Genomic DNA, 15,323 nt, shown 5'->3' on the forward strand with positions numbered 1-15,323 from the left:
TCCCGTTTTCCGAACGGAATTCCCGGGAATTCCGGCAATCACGGATCACAGCACCTCAGCGCCGCGAGACCTTCACCCAGATCCCATCTTTCGCCCGCACCGTCAGATGCGCAACCGGTACGGGATCGCGCCCTGCAACCCGTTCAAACCGGAACGCCCTGACCAGCATCGACAACAACAAGGGCCCTTCCACCATTGCAAACCCGGCCCCGGTGCAGACCCGCGCCCCGGCGGAAAACGGAATATAGGCCTCACGCATGCAGCGTTTGCCATTTTCCGTGCTCCAGCGGCCCGGGTCGAACCCATCGGGATTATCCCAAAGCCGTTCATGACGATGCAGATGCCAGGGCGAGATCACCATCTGGCTGCCCGTGGGAATATCCCGGTTGCGAAACCGCTCCGGGCAGGTGGTCTCGCGCACCATCATCGGCACCGGCGGGTACAGGCGCAGCGCCTCGCGAAACACATCCCGGCTGACCTTCAGCCGCGAGATGACCGAAAAATCCCGGGTCTCCAGCGCGGTCTCCGCCTCTTCGGCCAACCGCGCCTGCCAGTCGGGAAACAGCGCCAGAAGATACAGCGCCCAGCCAAGCGCGCTGGCGCTGGTTTCATGGCCCGCCAGAAAGAAAATCGCCACCTGATCAACCATTTCCCCGGTCGAGAAGGTCTGCCCCGTCACCGGGTCCGCCGTGGTCATGATCTTGGTCGCCAGATCGTCGGGCGCCGTGCCTGCGGCAATCCGGGCCATCCGGTCCGCGGTCAATTGGGTGATCAGCGCCCGGATCGACCGTGCCGTTGCCCGGGTTCTGGCCCGGTGCCCGCGCGGCATCCAGCGTGGCAGCCGCAGAAAGGCGGCCAGATTCAGGATCGGCTGGGTGCGCTGATAGGCCTGGAACTCGGCAAAGACCTGTGTCGCAATCTCATTCTCGATCGGGATCGAAAAAAGCGTGCGAAAAATCACATCCGCGGCCGCGTGGCTCATCTGCGGTTCCAGATCGGTGATGCCTTCCCCCATCCGCGCCACCGCCGCTTCGCCTGCCGCCCTGATCGCCGGAAACGTATCGCGCAGCCGCCCGCCTTCAAAAGCCGGGTCAATGATCCGGCGCTGGCGTTTCCAGGTCTCGCCATTTGTCAGAAACACCGAATTGCCCAGAAGCGGGCGCAACCCTTCCCCCACCCGGCCGGATTTCGGAAAATCATCGGGCCGCTTTTTCAGCACCGTTTCAACCAGCGATGGCTGGTTCAGCAGGTAAGACCGGAAAAATACGGTTCGGAATTCCGCCATCCAGGCCCGGTAGAGCCGCGCCGGTTGGGCCGACAGGATATCCTGCCGGAAAAGCCGCAGATAGCGCAGCAGCGACACACGGTCCGGGCGCGCAGCCGGTTTTGGCGGGATCATGCGGCCTGATCCCTGTAGCGGTTCACCGGTCGCTCAATCCGGCTTTTCGACGGGGCCCGCCCGGCAAAGCGCGATTGCAGGGTTTCAGGTCCAGCGGTGATGCGGAAATATTCATAATCCCCGGGCCGGTCGAAAGCGTTGAGATACTGGAAATGCAGCTCGAACAGCCGCCAGCGCAGGGCTTTCCAGCGCGCCGGGCTGAGCGTATGGGTGAACGCCGCCGAGATCACCAGAGGCCAGCGTTTCCCTTCGGGCGCGACACCGGTAACCGCAACCGGATCACAAAGCGCAAAGGCGCACCCATCGCCCGGTGCCGTGACATCGACCCAGGTGATATCGTCGCGCATGCTGAGAAAGGCCAGATCGGCGCGAAGCCGGTGGGCATTGGGCAGGAAAGACACCATGGGGATCACCTGCCCCAGGCTCAGCAGCGCCAGTTTCGGGCCCCCGTCAGGCACCCGCCCGGCGCGGATCAGATCGGCCAGGATCGACACCGCCAGATAGGCGCCCGAGGAATGGCCGACGATCAGAACCTCATCCGGGTCCGCGTTCAGCGCCGCCTCGATCCGGTCTGCGAATGCGGCCATGCGGGTTTCCTGCGCCAGCGGATAGGCCCCGCCATAACGGGCTGAAAACGCATAATCATGCATCAGATAATAAGCCAGAAACCGGTTGTCATATCGCCGGAACAGGTCCAGCACCGCCCAGACCATGACCAGCCCCAGGATCAGCCCGAAGACAGACAGGGGAATGCCGATAAGCTGCACCCCGACCCATTCGACCGCCAGGGCGCTGGCGACCCCGATACAAATCGCCAGCACCAGTTGCACAAGCAGGAAAACCACAGGGTAGAGCGCCGCAATCACCGGCCCCTTGCGCAACCGCATCAGCCGGAACAGCGCCCCGGACCCGATATAGGCCCAGGCCGTGCGGGCCAGTTGGCCATAGGTGGCGAGGATGCCATGGCTCATCGAGGCGCGGACGATATCGGCCCAGTACATGACCTCCACATCCGTCTCCACAGCGCAGCCATCGATCATTGCGCTGAGATGCCAGCCGAATTTGCCATCGGTCCGTTTTGGCCCCATGGCGATCTCATAGCCCGAAATGGCGGCCTGTGCCGCTGCCTCCCGGCGGTAGCGTTCGCGGTATTTGCGGGGGTGGACCGGGTCATAGCCGGGAACATACATCACCCGGCGACGATGAACCTGTTGGGGCGTGCTGTCACTCATGACCGCAGTTTAAAGCAGCTTTGGGTTGCTATGGAAATATTCCTGACCGGAAACAGCCAACGGCGCGCGCCTGTGGCAATTCAGCCCAGAAGACCGAGGGCGGGGAAGGTTTCCAGAAGCCAGAAGGCAAAGCTGGAAAATGTGCCCAGCATCAGCGCCATGCCGACCGCGACCAGCAACAGGCCCATGACCCGTTCGATGGTCTTCATATGGTGTTTCAGCCGGGTCATCACCCCCATGGCGTTCTCGATAAACGCCGCGGCCAGAAGAAATGGCAGCCCCAGACCAAGGGCATAAATCCCCAGAAGGGCGGTGCCCCGCTGAACGCTGCTTTCCGTCGCAGCAATCGACAGGATCGCGCCCAGTTGCGGGCCGATACAAGGCGTCCAGCCGAATGCGAAGGCCAGACCCAGAATATAGGCCCCAAAGGCAGACCCGCCCCGGTTGCCGGCATCCAGCCGCGCCTCCCGATCCAGAATGGGGATACGGAAAACTCCCAGAAAATGCAGGCCGAAAATGATGATCACCGCCCCGGATATCTGGGCCAGAAGCATCTGGTTGGCCAGGAAGAACTGCCCGAATATCGATGCGGTAAAGCCCAGAAACAAAAACACAGTGGACAGGCCAAGCACAAAACACATCGCGGCCTTCACCGCCTTGCGCCTCGCCGCGCCGGTCGCGGCCATCTCATGCATGGAGATACCGCCCAAATAGGCAAGATAGGGCGGCACAATGGGCAAAACGCATGGGCTCAGAAAGCTCAACACACCGGCGCTGAGTGCGACCAGCATCGCAGGTAAAAGCGATGCGTCGAATATGTCGATCCCGAACATATGCCCTCCCTATCCCGGTGCGGGGCAAAGGTCACGTAGCACGCGGTCACATATCCGTGGACAGTGTTACAGGCGCGATTTATGTGGGCTTGATGGAATACGATCTGGAGATTGATGCCCGCGGGCTGCTGTGCCCCCTGCCTGTGCTGCGGTTGCGCAAACGGATGGAGGCTTTGACCAGCGGTCAGGTGGCACGGCTTCTGGCCGATGATCCGGCGGCTTTCGTGGATGTCCCGCATTTCTGCGCCGAACAGGGGCACGGGTTTCTGGGCAGCGAAACACTGGCGGGGGCGACGGCCTATCTGGTGCGAAAGGGCTGACCAAGGCGGAAAACTCCAGTTTTCCACATGGAATTCTGGAGAATTCCAGCGCGCCCCCCGGCTGCGGCGCTTATGTGAAAAGCACCATCGCGCGGGCATCCCAGGCCAGATCGGCCCGGTCCCCCCGCTCCAGCACCCGGCGCCCCGGCATATTCCGCATCGAGACCTGCACAATGCTGGTCGTGCCCTCAAGACGGATATCGTAATAGGTCATGTCGCCGTAATAGATGCGTTCCTCAACAACCCCTTGGGCAACCCGTTCGGCGCTTTGGCCGTCAAACACCAGGGTCATGCTTTCAGGGCGCAAGCCGATACTGGCCGCGCCGCTGGTGCCGGTAGGGCATTGCCCCGGGTCCAGCCTGGCCCGCCCCAGCCCCGCCACCTCGATTTCAATCTCCGGGCCGGATGTATCTGTCACCGTTGCGGGCAGGAAATTCATCATTCCGACAAACGCCCCCACCTGCCTGTTGGCGGGGCGGCGATAGAGATCCTGCGGCGGGGCCAGTTGCGCGATCTGCCCCTCAAACATCACCGCGATCCGGTCTGACATGATCAGCGCTTCCTCCTGATCATGGGTCACAAGAATGAAGGTGATCCCGACCTGGCGCTGCAACCGGCGCAACTCGGTCTGCATCTGTTCGCGCATTTTCTTGTCCAGCGCCGAAAGCGGCTCATCCAGCAGCAACACCTTCGGCTTCAGGATCAGCGCCCGCGCCAGCGCCACCCGCTGCCGTTGCCCGCCAGACAGGGCATGGGCCGCGCGGGTGCCATAGCCCTCCAGCCCCACCATTTCCAGCGCCTCGCCTATGGCGGTTCTTTTCCCCGCCCGGCTCATGGGGGATTTGCGCAGGCCAAAGCCCACATTCTCCGCCACGCTCAGATGCGGAAAGATCGCATAGCTCTGAAACACCATATTGGTGGGCCGCCTGTTCGGCGGAACACCCTCCATATCGCGGCCATCCAGCACGATCCGGCCTGCACTGATTTCCTCAAACCCTGCAATGGCGCGCAGCAATGTGGTCTTGCCACAGCCCGAGGGGCCCAGAAGCGAAAAGAACTCGCCCTGCCCGATCTCGGCGGTAATGCCGCGCAGGGCGTGATACTCCCCATAATATTTCTGCACGGCTTCCAGCGTGATGATCGGCCCGGATGTTGCAATGGTCACAGGTAGCCTCCGGTATCTTTCAGCCCGGCCCGGCGCAGGCCACGGCGGCGAAAATATTCGGCAATGATCAGCAGAATGATCGACAGAAGCACAAGGATCGTCCCAAGCGCCATGATCACCGGCAACCGGCCCGGAAAGCGCAACTGCCCCCACAGATAGACCGGCAATGTCGGTTCATTGCCCGACAGGAAAAACGCGATGATGAACTCATCCAGCGAGATCGTGAAACAGATCAGCAGCGCGGCAATGATGCCCGGCATCACCAGCGGCAGGGTCACCAGCCGGAAGGTGGACATTCTGGTCTCGCCCAGATCGACTGCGGCCTCTTCCAGGCTTTGATCCATATTTGCGAAACTGCCGTTCAGAATGGCAATGGCAAAGGGCGTGCAGATCAGCACATGGCCCGCGATCACCGTCCAGATAGATGGCGCGAGACCCACCTGCAGCATCGCAACCAGCAGCGAGACCGCGACAATGATCTCGGGCAGGACCAGCGGCAGCATGATGAAGCCCAGAATGCCGCCCTTGGCCGGAAAGCTGTGCCGGTTGCCCGCCCGGGCGGCAAAAAGGCCCAGACAGGTGGACAGCACGGCAGTGGTGACCGCGATGAAGAGGGAATTGAGCGTGGCGTCATGCAACGCCTCGGTCCGGCCCAGTTCGATGAACCAGTGAAAGGTGATCCCCTGCAGGGGAAGGCGATGATCGTGCCATCGTTGAAGGCGAAGACCGGCAACAGGATGATCGGCGCATAGAGAAACACCAGATAGGCAATCGCGTATATGCGCAGGCCCTTCATCTGCTGCGGGTCCAGCGGCGTGTGGCCAGAACCAGCACCAGCGAGATCAATGTCACGCTGAGCATGGCGATGACCGCCAGCGTTGCACCCATGGGCGCATTGTTCAGGCGCATGAACTGGGTCTGGATCATATTCGCAATCATCGTGCCGCCGGACCCGCCCACCAGACGCGGGGTGACATAATCGCCGATGGTCGGGATGAAGACGATCAGTATGGCGGCCAGAACGCCGGGCATGGCCAGCGGCAGGGTCACCCGGAAGAACGTGGCGGTGCGGCTTTCCCCCAGATCGCGGGCAGCCTCCAGCAGGCTGCGGTCAATCTTTTCCAGGCTCACGAAAATCGGCAGGATCGCAAAAGGCGCAAAGGCATGGGCCAGCGTGATCACCACCGCGTTGGCGTTATAGAGAATCCAGCTGAGCGGTTCGTCAATGATGCCAAGGCTGATCAGCGTGCCGTTGACCGGCCCGTCATAGGCCAGGATCACCCGCCACAGGAACACCCGGATCAGATAGCTGGTCCAGAACGGGATGGTGATCAGGAACAGCCAGAGCGATTTACGCGCGGGGCGCACCTGAAAGCTGACGAAATAGGCGATGGGAAAGGCCAGAAGCACGGTCGCCGCCGTCACCGCTCCCGCAATGCGCAACGAGCGGAACAGAAGCTCGGAATAAAGCGGGTCGGTCACCGCCTCCCGGTAGTTATTGAGCGTGAAACTCCGGTCGATGGTCAGGAAATCCTGGGTCCAGAAACTGAACAGCACAATTGTGCCCAACGGCGCGGCCAGCATCACCAGCGCATAGATCAGCGGTGGAGAGACCTGAACAAGCCCCAGCGCCGCGTCTGTTCTGAACCGGTGCTTCAACGGCATGCCGCCACCCGGCGGGGGTATGCGGCCTTCGGGGGCTTGGGGCCCTGGCTCATATATCTTCCCTCTCAGACCATGGTGAAAACAGTATCACGAGATCAGGAAACGGAAAGCACCGTCTGGAGGCGGGGCATAGTAATTTCAAACCCGGTTTCCGCCTGCCCGAACCGATGCCGCGAAACCGGGCAGATTGCTGCGAAACAGATCACTGTTATATGGTTTCCGGTCATGCATCTGGTCCACCCTTTTGCGGCTGGTCAGCAGGGTCTCGCGGATCGTGACCCTGCGCCTTGATCCGGGTCAAAGAGCCCGGGGGATCATGACCGGCATTCCCATACTGCCGCCGCAGGTCTATCGTGGTCTCCATGCGCCTGACAGTTTTTCTGATCTGCCTGACCCTTGCCGCCTGTGGCCGCCCGCTGACCCCGGCAGAGCGTGCCTTTGTCAGCGGGGTGCAGGGCCCGGGGCTGGATGTGGACCACGTGCGGATTGTCGAGAATCCGCTGATCGGCCTGTCGACGCGCAGCTATCCGGTACGGCCCAGAACCACCTGCCGGGAAAGGATTTTCCCCGAACCCGAAGGTGAGACAATCGAGGGGCGCGTTGCGGGCGTTGTGCTGTTCAACCGGCTGCATGTGCGCGAGGATTACGCGATACCCGATTATATCCGCACTGCGGATGGCGGCATGCACCTGGTCGCCGCGATGTTCTTTGCCCATGAGATGACCCATATCTGGCAATGGCAGAACCGGGAGATCACAGGCTATCATCCCGCCCGCGCCTTTGCCGAACATCTGCGCACCGAGGACCCCTATCTTTTCGATGGCGACAGCACATTCGCCTTTCTGGATTACGGTTATGAACAACAGGCCAGTCTGGTGGAGGAATATGTCTGCTGCCGGACCCTGGACCCGGATGGCGCCCGCACCGGACGGCTGGAGCGGTTATTGCAACAGGTGATGCCGGTGACCCCCTTGCAGTCCAGTTCAGACGGGGTGAGGGTATATCTGCCCTGGGAGGGTGTGGAGTTACAGGGGATTTGTTCGTAGAATCCCCCGGTTTATCAGAGGTTTGGAATGACTCATCAGGCATTGATCATGCTGGCGGCCGGGATCGGCATACCGCTTCTGGCCGCGCTGAATGCCAGATTGGGCGCGAATATCGGGTCGCCAGCGGCGGCAGCGCTGATCCTGTTCATCGTGGCGCTGCTGGCCACGGGTGTCGCCCTTGTGCTCAGCGGCGGGGCGGCGGCGCTGTCGGAACTGCCGGATCAGCCCAGACATCTGTTTCTGGCCGGTTTGCTGGTCGCCTTCTATGTTCTGTCAATCACCTGGGTTGCGCCTACATTCGGGGTCGGGAACGCGGTGTTTTTCGTGTTGCTCGGGCAGTTGATCTCGGCCGCCGCGATTGACCATTTCGGGCTGTTCGGCGCGCAGACCGCCAGCCTGTCTCCGATACGGGCGGCAGGAATTTTCGTGATGGCAGCCGGGGTTGCCCTGACGCAATTTGCGTCCCGCGGGTAGAACAGCACTCAAATCCTGCACCACCCGGCACAAGGCCGAGAGGGTGGAAAACTCCAGTTTTCCACAGGGAATTCTGGAGAATTCCGGCGCTCAGGCTTTGCGGCGAATACCGGTTTCGCTGCAGGTCATTTCAACTGCCCTGCCCTTCAGCCTTTTCCGCAAGCATCAGCCAGTCGTCTTCGGCCTCTGACAGGGATGTCTGGCGCGCGGTCAACGCCTCTGTCGCCTTGCGGAATTTCACCGGCTCTCTCGTGAACAGGTCAGGATCGGCCAGAAGGCTTTCCAGCCGGGCAATCTCCACTTCCAACCGGGCAATCACCTGCGGCAGTTCCTTCAGGCGATGCGCCTCGGTAAAGGACAGGGCGGGTTTCGGTTTTGCCCCTGCCCCGGCAACCGGTTTTGCAGCCACTGGGCGGGAGGGTTTCGCCGCCACTTTCCCCGGTTCCGCCCGAGCGCCCCGCTGTGCCTGATAATCGCTCCAGCCCCCGGCATAGATCGTGGCCTGCCCATCGCCCTCCATCGCCACGGTGGTGGTGGCAACCCGGTCCAGAAAATCCCGGTCATGGCTGACCAGCAACACGGTGCCCGGATACTCACCAAGCAGATCCTGCAACAGGTCAAGCGTCTCCACATCCAGATCATTGGTGGGTTCGTCCAGCACCAGCAGGTTGGAAGACCGCGCCATGATCCGAGCCAGCAGCAGGCGGGCCTTTTCGCCGCCCGAGAGCGATCTGACAGGCGCCCGGGCCTGGGCCTCATCGAACAGGAAATCCTTCAGATAGCCCACCACATGGCGCGGCTGGCCACGCACCAGCACCTGATCAGACCGGCCATTCACCCCCATGAGCGGGTCATTGGTCAGACTGTCCCAAAGCGTTGCCTCCGGGTCCAGCGCGCTGCGGGTCTGATCGAACACCGCCATCTCGATCCCGGTGCCAAGGGTCACCTGCCCCGTATCAGGCGCCGCCTGACCGGTCAGCAGGTTCAGCAAGGTGGTTTTGCCCGCCCCGTTGGGGCCGACAAAGGCAATGCGATCCCCCCGCAGGATGCGCAGATCGAAGGAGGAAAGGATAAGCTTGTCCCCGTAACGTTTTGAAATCCCTTTGGCTTCAATCACCCGCTTGCCTGATTGTGTGCCCGTCTCAAGCACCATGCCGGCAGTGCCCTGCCGCCGGATCATGCCTGCACGTTCCGCCCTGAGATCGCCCAGGGCGCGGACCCGGCCCATATTGCGCTTGCGCCGGGCCGAGATGCCCTCCACCGCCCATCGGCCCTCCGCCTTGATCTTGCGGTCCAGCTTGTGGCGGGCGAGGTCTTCCTCTTCCCATGTCTTGTCGCGCCAGGCTTCGAAATCGGCAAAACCCTTTTCCTGGCGGCGCACCCTGCCCCGATCCACCCAAAGCGTGGCGCGGGTGAGCGCGGTCAGAAACGCCCGGTCATGTGAGATCAGCACATAGGCCGTGCGGGTTTGGGACAGTTCGGCCTCAAGCCAGCGGATCGCCGCGATATCCAGATGGTTGGTCGGTTCATCCAGAAGCATCAGATCCGGCGCTTCGGCCAGCACCCGGGCCAGCGCGGCGCGGCGGCGTTCCCCGCCCGAGGCTTTGGCAATGTCCGCCTCAAGCGGCAGTTTCAGCCCCTCGGCCGCCGCCTCGACCCGCCAGGCCTGATCGGGGCCAAGACGGGCCAGGGCATAATCGCCAAGCGTGGCAAACCCGGCAAATTCCGGCTCCTGCTCCATATAGCCGGTATGGCTGCCGGGTGGCAGGGTCCTTGTGCCGCTATCAGCTTCAACAAACCCCGACATCACCTTGAGAAGCGTTGATTTTCCCGATCCGTTGCGCCCCACAAGCGCAACCCGGTCGCCCTCCTGCACCACAAGGTCCAGACCGGAAAATACCGGATCACCGCCGAAGCTTAGCGAGATGTCATTGAGTTGCAGCAAAGGGGCGCGGGCCATGGCAGCCTGCTAGGCACCATGGGACACAAGGTCAAGCCGTCAGTTGCCAAGCATCCCGTCCCCATCGGGTCAGAACGCATGATAGGCGAAGGCAAAGAGACATCATGGGGCAGATCACGGCCCGGCCCTGCTCACGCGGCTGTGCGATTGTCTGATGGCGCCGTTATTCGGTTGCGGCTTCCTCCGGCGCAGGTTCAGACTCAGGGTCATGGTCCAGCACGCGCAGCGCCACCATCCGGTCCGGCGCGCCGATCACAGCACCGTTCTGGCCGCGACCGATCTTGATCGCGTCCACGACATCCATGCCGCCCACAACCTCGCCGACAACGGTATACTCCCCGTTCAGCGAGGGATATTCCTCGAACATGATGAAGAACTGGCTGTTGGCGGAATCCGGGTCCCCGGCGCGGGCCATGCCGACAATGCCGCGTTCAAAAGGCCAGTCGGAAAACTCCGCCGCCAGATCGGGACCGTCAGAACCGCCCCGGCCCGCATAGCGCATATCCTGCCCCAGACGGCCATATTGCACATCGCCGGTCTGGGCCATGAACCCGTCAATCACCCGGTGGAAGACAACATCATCATAAGCGCCATCCTCTGCCAGCGCCGTGATCCGTTCCACATGGCCCGGGGCAAGCTCTTCAAACAGGTCGATGACAATCGTGCCCTCGGCCTCGCCCGCGACGTCAATCTCAAGCCCCGTGGCCAGCACCGGGCTGGCCACAAGAAGGCATATGGCGGCAATGGCTGGCTTACGCATCGGCGGCCACTTTGACGCTGATCATCGTGTCAGGTGTCGCGGGCGGCTCCCCCATGGTGATCGCATCCACATGGTCCATCCCGTCGATCACCCGGCCATAGACGGTATATTGCCCGTTCAGAAAGTGATTGTCCGAAAAGTTGATGAAAAACTGGCTGTTGGCAGAGTTCGGGTTCTGCGAGCGGGCCGCGCCAAGCGTGCCCCGGTCATGGGGCAGTTTCGAGAATTCCGCCGGCAGATCAGGCTTGTCGGACCCGCCGGTGCCCGCCGCGCGCAGATTGCCCCCCTCCTTGCCATGGGCCACATCGCCGGTCTGGGCCATGAACCCGTCAATCACCCGGTGGAAGACCACACCGTCATAAGACCCGTCGCGGGCCAGTTCCTTCATCCGCGCGCTGTGCTGAGGCGCCACATCGGGCATCAGTTCAATGGTGACCATACCGCCGGACAGCTCTATCAGGATGGTGTTTTCAGGGTCTTTGATCTCGGCCATGTGGTGCTCCTATATCTGCATTCGCGGCGGACCCTACTGCCACGGCGCGGAAAGGAAAAGCATATAGAAGCTGCCCTATAGCTTCGGCCTGAAATTCCACACCATCCCCCACCACCCTTTCGCCCGGCAGCACCGCCGGGCAGCATCTGAGCCGCCCCCACGGGGCGCAGGCGCTGCCCTCTGCATAATACATATATGGTGCAGAATTTTAGGGTGCCGCGCCCTTACCCCCGGAATTTGCCCAGAAGCGCCTGATGCACGGCGGCGGGTACGAAATGAGAGACATCGCCATCCAGCCGCGCGATTTCCTTGACCAGTTTCGAGGCGATGGCCTGCCGGTCCGCCTCGGCCATCAGAAACACGGTCACGATCTCTGCATCCAGCTTGCGGTTCATGCCAACCATCTGAAATTCATATTCAAAATCCGCCACCGCGCGCAGGCCGCGAATGATGATCCCGGCACCCACATCCCGGGCGCAGTCAATCAGCAGGTTCTCGAACGGATGCACGACAATCTCGGTGCCGTTCTTTTCGGCCAGAACCGCACATTCCGCCTCGACCATCGCCACGCGTTCCTCCAGCGTGAACAACGGCCCCTTGTCGCGGTTGATCGCAACCCCGATCACCAGCCGGTCCACCAATTGACAGGCGCGCCGGATGATATCCACATGACCAAACGTAATCGGGTCAAAAGTGCCCGGGTACAACCCTACACGCATTGCAGATTTCCCTTCCAAGTCCTGTCTTTGCCATCGCAGCATCTCTGTTCTGCCTTGGCAACCCCATGGCCGCAGACTGCGGCTTTTCCCCGCAACGGTTCCGGCAGACCCGCCCCTAGCCCGGGCCAAGAAGGATCAACCGGGCTCAGAACCCTTTGATCATGCCCTCAAGCGCCTCTTTCTCCATCGCAAGCTGCGACAGTTGCGCCTTGACCACATCGCCGATGGAAATCAGGCCGGTCATCTCATCGCCCTCCATCACCGGCATATGGCGAAACCGGCCTGTGGTCATCTTGGCCAGCACATCGTCAGAACTTTCATCACCACGGCAACTGATAATCTCGGCAGTCATCAGCATATCCACAGTTTCCGACAGGCAGGCAGGGCCCCGCGCGCCCAGTTCCCGCACGATATCGCGCTCTGACAGAATACCGGCTACGGATTTGCCATCGGGCGAAATCACCACCGCGCCGATCCGGCGCTTCGACAACACCTCCACCGCATCTTTTACGGAACGGCCCGGCGCGATCGTGGCCACGCCTGTATCGGGTTTGCTTTTGAGAATTTGTTGCACGAGCATTGGCTATCTCCCTTAAGAGCTGTGACGTGGCTCTCCCCTCTGTTGCCAGCGTCCCCTGCGCCGCGTGCTTCTGTCAAGCAGGGTTTCTGTCACATTTGCGGCGCGGGTTGCGACCCCGCCTCTGCTGCCAGCACGCGCGCCTCCAGAATTGCGATTTCGCGCCGCAGCCCGCGTGCCAGAAGATCGGCGAAACGCTGCAACCGGCGGTCGCGGCTGGCCTGGGCATGGCGGATCAGCCAGAAAGACCGGGTCAGCGCCACCTGATCGGGCAGAACGCGGCAAAGCTCGGGCGCGGCGGGCAGGGCAAAATCATGGACCACGGCCAGCCCGGCCCCCGCCCGCGCCCAGTTCAACTGCACCGAGACCGAGTTCGAGGCCAGCGGCACCTGGGTCAGGCCCAGTTCCGTCAGATAATCCAGTTCCGCGTCGAAAATCATGTCGGGGATATAGCCGATCATCCGCGCGGCCATCAGATCGGCCCGGGTTTTCAACGGCCCGTTGCGCGCCAGCCAGCCTTTGGACGCGGCCAGCGACAGGCGATAATCGCTGAGCTTTTCGGCCTTCAGCCGGGCGGTGCGCGGGCGCGAGACGGCAATCGCCAGATCAGCCTCCCTGCGGCTGAGATCGACGACACGTGGCAAGGCCAGAATATGCACATCCAGCCCCGGATGGGCGTCACAGATCGCGGCGCAGACCCGGGGCAGCAGGTAATTGGCGCAGCCATCCGGGGCGCCGATGCGGATGGTCCCGCTCAACCCCTCGCCCGCGCCGGTCAGATCGCCCAGCCCCGCATTCAGCGCGCCCTCGGCCTCTTCCGCGGCAGGCAGAAGGCGCAGGCCCGCCTCGCTCATCCCATAGCCCTGCGGGGATTTCAGGAACAGATCCGTACCGATCTGCGCCTCAAGCCGGGCGATGCGGCGGCCCACGGTGGCCGGGTCCATGCGCAGGGCCTTGCCCGCGGCGGTCAGGCTTTGCGCCCGGGCGACAGACAGGAAAACCCGCAAATCATCCCAATTGGCCATTCGGTTCATCCCTGCATTTTTGCAAAACGCTTTTGAGAACCTGCCCCTTTTCCGCACAGCTTTGCAAGGCTACCCTGTGCGGGACACTTATTGGGAGGATGCGAGATGGAAGAGCTGAGCCACTGGATCAACGGCAAACATGTCAAAGGCACATCAGGCCGGTTTGCCGATGTGATGAACCCCGCAACGGGTGAGGTTCAGGCCAAGGTGCCGCTGGCCACAAAGGCGGAACTGGACGCCGCCGTCGCCGATGCCGCCGCCGCACAACCGGCCTGGGCCGCGATGAACCCGCAACGCCGCGCCCGGGTGATGATGCGGTTTGTCGATCTGCTCAACCGCGATATGGACAAGCTGGCCGAGGCGCTGAGCCGGGAACATGGCAAAACCCTGCCCGATGCGAAGGGCGATGTGGTGCGCGGTCTGGAAGTCGTCGAATTCTGCATCGGCGCGCCCCATCACCTGAAAGGGGAGTTCACCGACAGCGCCGGGCCCGGGATCGACATGTATTCCCTGCGCCAGCCGCTTGGCGTGGCCGCCGGCATCACACCCTTCAACTTCCCGGGGATGATCCCGATGTGGAAAATGGCGCCTGCACTGGTCTGCGGCAATGCCTTCATCCTGAAACCCTCGGAACGGGACCCGTCGGTGCCGCTGATGCTGGCCGAACTGCTGCAGGAGGCCGGGCTGCCCGACGGGGTGTTGCAGGTGGTCAATGGCGATAAGGAAAGCGTCGATGCGATCCTCGACAATCCGACCATTGCCGGTATCGGCTTTGTCGGCTCAACCCCGATTGCGGAATATATCTATTCCCGGGGCTGCGCCAATGGCAAACGGGTGCAGTGTTTCGGCGGCGCCAAGAACCATATGATCATCATGCCCGATGCGGATATGGACCAGGCCGCCGATGCGCTGGTTGGCGCGGGCTATGGCGCGGCCGGTGAACGCTGCATGGCGATCTCGGTTGCGGTGCCGGTGGGCGAAGACACCGCCGACCGGTTGATCGAAAAGCTGGCCCCGAAGGTCGAGGCGCTGAAGATCGGGCCTTATACGGCAGGCAATGACGTGGATTTCGGCCCCGTGGTGACGGCCGCCGCCAAGGCCAATATCGCACGGCTGGTGCAGACCGGTATCGACCAGGGCGCGGATCTGGTTGTCGATGGCCGCGATTTCAAATTGCAGGGCTATGAGGATGGCTATTTCGTCGGCGCGCATCTGTTTGACCGCGTCACCACGGATATGGATATCTACAAAACCGAGATTTTCGGCCCGGTCCTGTCCACCGTGCGGGCCAAAACCTATGAAGAGGCCATCGGCTATGCGATGGATCATGAATATGGCAACGGCACCGCGATTTTCACCCGTGACGGGGATACGGCGCGGGATTTCGCCAGCCGGATCAATATCGGCATGGTGGGGATCAATGTGCCGATCCCGGTGCCTCTGGCCTATCACACATTCGGCGGCTGGAAGAAATCGGGTTTCGGTGATCTGAACCAGCACGGACCGGATGCGTTCCGCTTCTACACCCGGACCAAAACGGTGACCGCGCGCTGGCCTTCCGGCATCAAGGAGGGGGGCGAGTTCACCATTCCGGTCATGGAGTGAGAGCGGCACCCCGATCCCCGCGCCCGGGAATGTCCGGCGTGGCATCGGGC

At 62.2% G+C, this 15,323-nt stretch carries 15 protein-coding genes and 1 pseudogene; 4 read left to right on the top strand and 12 right to left on the bottom strand.

Features of this window, described 5'->3' with window-relative positions; translation table 11 throughout:
• Window positions 1–55 precede the first annotated feature (55 nt).
• The 3 genes from E2K80_RS08030 to E2K80_RS08040 all read right to left on the bottom strand — a co-directional run bounded on the left by E2K80_RS08030 (window position 56) and on the right by E2K80_RS08040 (window position 3,464).
• Complete coding sequence (locus E2K80_RS08030; RefSeq protein ID WP_135374360.1) at window positions 56–1,399, bottom strand: cytochrome P450; 1,344 nt, start codon at window positions 1,397–1,399, stop codon at window positions 56–58.
• The gene (locus E2K80_RS08035) at window positions 1,396–2,631 is read right to left on the bottom strand and encodes a hypothetical protein (RefSeq protein ID WP_135374362.1); all 1,236 of its coding nucleotides are present in this window, start codon (window positions 2,629–2,631) and stop codon (window positions 1,396–1,398) included. The genes E2K80_RS08030 and E2K80_RS08035 overlap by 4 nt, the downstream gene beginning before the upstream one ends.
• A gap of 80 nt (window positions 2,632–2,711) precedes the next feature.
• Entirely contained in the window at window positions 2,712–3,464 is a 753-nt protein-coding gene (locus E2K80_RS08040) for a cytochrome c biogenesis CcdA family protein (protein WP_135374364.1), read from the bottom strand.
• Between the two features lie 92 nt (window positions 3,465–3,556).
• Here E2K80_RS08040 and E2K80_RS08045 point away from each other — a divergent pair, with 92 nt between their 5' ends.
• Window positions 3,557–3,784: a sulfurtransferase TusA family protein gene (locus E2K80_RS08045; RefSeq protein ID WP_135376521.1), complete on the top strand. Its 228-nt coding sequence runs from the start codon at window positions 3,557–3,559 to the stop codon at window positions 3,782–3,784.
• A gap of 70 nt (window positions 3,785–3,854) precedes the next feature.
• Here E2K80_RS08045 and E2K80_RS08050 read toward each other — a convergent pair whose 3' ends face one another.
• From E2K80_RS08050 to E2K80_RS08060, 3 genes and pseudogenes are all read right to left on the bottom strand, one after another.
• Window positions 3,855–4,949 (bottom strand): ABC transporter ATP-binding protein, encoded by a 1,095-nt coding sequence (locus E2K80_RS08050; RefSeq protein WP_238475690.1) that lies wholly within the window; start codon window positions 4,947–4,949, stop codon window positions 3,855–3,857.
• Window positions 4,946–5,745: pseudogene (locus tag E2K80_RS08055) on the bottom strand (ABC transporter permease). The gene E2K80_RS08050 and the pseudogene E2K80_RS08055 overlap by 4 nt, the downstream one beginning before the upstream one ends.
• Window positions 5,742–6,614: an ABC transporter permease gene (locus E2K80_RS08060; protein WP_135374366.1), complete on the bottom strand. Its 873-nt coding sequence runs from the start codon at window positions 6,612–6,614 to the stop codon at window positions 5,742–5,744. The pseudogene E2K80_RS08055 and the gene E2K80_RS08060 overlap by 4 nt, the downstream one beginning before the upstream one ends.
• Before the next feature lie 362 nt (window positions 6,615–6,976).
• Between E2K80_RS08060 and E2K80_RS08065 the strand changes: the two genes are divergently transcribed.
• Together E2K80_RS08065 and E2K80_RS08070 are read left to right on the top strand one after the other, a co-directional pair.
• On the top strand, window positions 6,977–7,660 hold the full coding sequence (locus tag E2K80_RS08065; RefSeq protein WP_135374368.1) for a hypothetical protein: 684 nt from the start codon (window positions 6,977–6,979) through the stop codon (window positions 7,658–7,660).
• Window positions 7,661–7,687: 27 nt separating this feature from the next.
• Window positions 7,688–8,134, top strand: a complete 447-nt coding sequence (locus tag E2K80_RS08070) for a DMT family transporter (RefSeq protein WP_135374370.1) — start codon at window positions 7,688–7,690, stop codon at window positions 8,132–8,134.
• Window positions 8,135–8,264: 130 nt separating this feature from the next.
• Here the strand turns inward: E2K80_RS08070 and E2K80_RS08075 are convergent, their stop codons facing one another.
• The 6 genes from E2K80_RS08075 to E2K80_RS08100 all read right to left on the bottom strand — a co-directional run bounded on the left by E2K80_RS08075 (window position 8,265) and on the right by E2K80_RS08100 (window position 13,677).
• Entirely contained in the window at window positions 8,265–10,094 is a 1,830-nt protein-coding gene (locus E2K80_RS08075) for an ABC-F family ATP-binding cassette domain-containing protein (protein WP_135374372.1), read from the bottom strand.
• A gap of 163 nt (window positions 10,095–10,257) precedes the next feature.
• Window positions 10,258–10,854, bottom strand: coding sequence for a peptidylprolyl isomerase (locus tag E2K80_RS08080; protein ID WP_135374374.1), 597 nt, complete (start codon window positions 10,852–10,854; stop codon window positions 10,258–10,260).
• A complete protein-coding gene (locus E2K80_RS08085) occupies window positions 10,847–11,347 on the bottom strand; it encodes a peptidylprolyl isomerase (RefSeq protein ID WP_135374376.1) in 501 nt (166 codons plus the stop codon). Before E2K80_RS08085 ends, E2K80_RS08080 begins: the two co-directional genes overlap by 8 nt.
• A 224-nt stretch (window positions 11,348–11,571) precedes the next feature.
• Complete coding sequence (gene coaD / locus E2K80_RS08090; protein WP_135374378.1) at window positions 11,572–12,066, bottom strand: pantetheine-phosphate adenylyltransferase; 495 nt, start codon at window positions 12,064–12,066, stop codon at window positions 11,572–11,574.
• A 145-nt stretch (window positions 12,067–12,211) separates the two neighbouring features.
• Entirely contained in the window at window positions 12,212–12,646 is a 435-nt protein-coding gene (locus E2K80_RS08095; protein WP_135374380.1) for a CBS domain-containing protein, read from the bottom strand.
• 89 nt (window positions 12,647–12,735) lie between these two features.
• Window positions 12,736–13,677, bottom strand: a complete 942-nt coding sequence (locus E2K80_RS08100; RefSeq protein ID WP_443216551.1) for a LysR family transcriptional regulator — start codon at window positions 13,675–13,677, stop codon at window positions 12,736–12,738.
• Between the two features lie 96 nt (window positions 13,678–13,773).
• On the opposite strand from E2K80_RS08100, the gene E2K80_RS08105 reads away from it, so the two are divergent.
• Window positions 13,774–15,273: a CoA-acylating methylmalonate-semialdehyde dehydrogenase gene (locus E2K80_RS08105; RefSeq protein ID WP_135374382.1), complete on the top strand. Its 1,500-nt coding sequence runs from the start codon at window positions 13,774–13,776 to the stop codon at window positions 15,271–15,273.
• Window positions 15,274–15,323: the final 50 nt, after the last annotated feature.

The sequence above is a fragment of the Rhodophyticola sp. CCM32 genome, assembly GCF_004751985.1.
In the GTDB taxonomy this organism is placed as follows: Bacteria; Pseudomonadota; Alphaproteobacteria; order Rhodobacterales; family Rhodobacteraceae; genus Rhodophyticola.

Coding starts and splice junctions, on each gene's coding strand:
- E2K80_RS08030 (WP_135374360.1), bottom strand. CDS start 1,399: ATGATCCCGCCAAAACCGGCTGCGCGCCCGGACCGTGTGTCGCTGCTG.
- E2K80_RS08035 (WP_135374362.1), bottom strand. CDS start 2,631: ATGAGTGACAGCACGCCCCAACAGGTTCATCGTCGCCGGGTGATGTAT.
- E2K80_RS08040 (WP_135374364.1), bottom strand. CDS start 3,464: ATGTTCGGGATCGACATATTCGACGCATCGCTTTTACCTGCGATGCTG.
- E2K80_RS08045 (WP_135376521.1), top strand. CDS start 3,557: ATGGAATACGATCTGGAGATTGATGCCCGCGGGCTGCTGTGCCCCCTG.
- E2K80_RS08060 (WP_135374366.1), bottom strand. CDS start 6,614: ATGCCGTTGAAGCACCGGTTCAGAACAGACGCGGCGCTGGGGCTTGTT.
- E2K80_RS08065 (WP_135374368.1), top strand. CDS start 6,977: ATGCGCCTGACAGTTTTTCTGATCTGCCTGACCCTTGCCGCCTGTGGC.
- E2K80_RS08070 (WP_135374370.1), top strand. CDS start 7,688: ATGACTCATCAGGCATTGATCATGCTGGCGGCCGGGATCGGCATACCG.
- E2K80_RS08075 (WP_135374372.1), bottom strand. CDS start 10,094: ATGGCCCGCGCCCCTTTGCTGCAACTCAATGACATCTCGCTAAGCTTC.
- E2K80_RS08080 (WP_135374374.1), bottom strand. CDS start 10,854: ATGCGTAAGCCAGCCATTGCCGCCATATGCCTTCTTGTGGCCAGCCCG.
- E2K80_RS08085 (WP_135374376.1), bottom strand. CDS start 11,347: ATGGCCGAGATCAAAGACCCTGAAAACACCATCCTGATAGAGCTGTCC.
- coaD (WP_135374378.1), bottom strand. CDS start 12,066: ATGCGTGTAGGGTTGTACCCGGGCACTTTTGACCCGATTACGTTTGGT.
- E2K80_RS08095 (WP_135374380.1), bottom strand. CDS start 12,646: ATGCTCGTGCAACAAATTCTCAAAAGCAAACCCGATACAGGCGTGGCC.
- E2K80_RS08100 (WP_443216551.1), bottom strand. CDS start 13,677: ATGAACCGAATGGCCAATTGGGATGATTTGCGGGTTTTCCTGTCTGTC.
- E2K80_RS08105 (WP_135374382.1), top strand. CDS start 13,774: ATGGAAGAGCTGAGCCACTGGATCAACGGCAAACATGTCAAAGGCACA.